Annotated in this window: 1 protein-coding gene; it reads left to right on the forward strand. The window is 37.5% G+C overall.

The window, feature by feature from the left end:
* The first annotated feature begins 59 nt into the window (after nt 1–59).
* Nucleotides 60–1,994, forward strand: a complete 1,935-nt coding sequence (locus MXE38_RS12165) for an IS1634 family transposase (RefSeq protein WP_246915460.1) — start codon at nt 60–62, stop codon at nt 1,992–1,994.
* Nucleotides 1,995–2,026 lie beyond the last annotated feature (32 nt).

Consider the following 2,026-nt stretch of genomic DNA (forward strand, 5'->3'; position numbering starts at 1 on the left):
CGCAACTTGGGGAGATGAATTTTGTATAATTTTAGTATAACCGTAATCAAGGAGCTAGAATGCCTAAATCCGAGCCTTATGTTGCACCTAAAATTAATGAGTCAATAGATTCATTAGATTCTTTTTTCTGTAATCTAAAAGTTGCTGGTCAATTAGTTATTGACCATATGATTCTTATGGCAGGATTTCTGTCAGCAACTGGTTTTGTTGAGTTTGTTAATAAAAGAATAGGCAAACAGGGTCAGCATAAGGTAGACAGAGGGCAAGCTTTAGCTGCGCTTCTTATCATTCTTTACAACGGTTCATATCGCTCATTAAATGCATCTGAAAGCCACATTATTGGTACTGCATTACCTGCACTTTTGAGAATCGATCCTGAGATAAAGCCTGAGTATTTTAATCGGGATGTCTTTGCGGATGCTTTAGAAAGCATATATAGCTATGGTAGTGATAAACTTTTCTCAGAGTATGTGGCACATGTAAAAAGCTTGAATTTAACTAAACTTAACTTTTCAGACAGTGTACACATCGATACTTCAAGTATGATGAAAATGGGGCTTGCAACTACAAATCAAGAACAAAAAGAAGCAGAGATTAAGCTTTTGAACGAAGCTGAGTTTCAAGCTCTTATGATGAAGGATCTAAATTTTTACGATGAAAGCTTAGATAGCGTAATTGAGTTTAAGCATTGGACTTTTACTGATACTTTTGAACCTATAAAGGATGGCGGAAAGCGCCCTGTAGACTTTGCATGTGGGCATTCAAAAGATCATAGACCAGATAAGCCGCAGGTGATTATTGGCTCAGCTGCCGATGAAAATACTGGTCTGCCTATTTACTTTAGATTATGGGATGGGAATCGTAGTGATAAGCTCAACTTTTCTGACATGATTACAGAGATCTTTGATGCGATAGCAACATCATTCAAGAAGCTTAAGTACTTCACAGGCGATTCAGCTCTATGCACTAGCCGATCTTTCGAAGCTGCAAAGGAAAGAGGACTACACATCATAACAAGAGTGCCTGACAACCTAAACATTGCACGTAATGAATACACTTCTGATTTGGAGCTTACAGAAGTATGCTCTCAAGAAGAGTGGGATGATTTACACTCTAAGAAAAGCATTGTTCCTAAACACAGAATGATTTATGGTCTAACATTGTTTGATAGACCAGTTGTAGGTTGCTTGTACCTCAATGAAAACCTAGCCAAAACTAAGACTAAATCAGTGATGAACAAGGCTAACAAAGAGCTTAACAAAGTTAACAAGCAGTTATCGAAAAATGCATTTTATTGTGAGAAAGATGCCAAGGCAGCTTATGAGGCTCTAACTAAAGATCTTAAGTATTGTTCTTTGTCAGAGTTTACTTTTAGTTGTGTTGAGAAGAAGAAAACAAGAGGTAGACCAAAGAAAGATGGTACCTCTGAAACATGTATTGATCACATCCAAATATCCTCCGCTTGTTCACTTGATGAAGATAAGATCAATAAGGCAATCAGACAGGAGTGTATGTATCTACTGGTCACTACAGATACAGATCGGGATTGGACAGGACTTCAGTTGCTTGAAAAGTACAAAAACAACATGCAGGTTGAAAACATTTGGAAAGAACTCAAGAATAGAAAACTTTACCTATCAAGATTCTTTCTGCAAAAAACAGAGCGTGTAGAAGGTCTTTTGTGGCTAGTTATGGTTGCAGTATTTGCCAGAAAGTTTATGCAGCAAATGATTACTAACCACATTGCCGAAGAAAAAATTACTTTGACAAAAGATTTCCCTGGCCACAATGTTGTTAGTCCTAAGATGGATAACATTGATTTCTACTTCAAAGGTTTACAAGTGCTGTTTTATAAGAATGGCGAAGTAAACTTGAATCACGTAAATCCTGTGGCATTGGCCATATTAAAAGCTTTGGGTAAACCGTGGTGGGAGCTTTTGTTCCCTGTATGTTACCGTCCTTACTCAGAATGGCCTATGCGTGGGGTTTTATAAAAAAATGCTAAAAACCATCTCCCCAAGTTGCG

Origin of the sequence: Anaerobiospirillum sp. NML120448 (assembly GCF_023050945.1) — a bacterium.
GTDB lineage: Bacteria > Pseudomonadota > Gammaproteobacteria > Enterobacterales > Succinivibrionaceae > Anaerobiospirillum.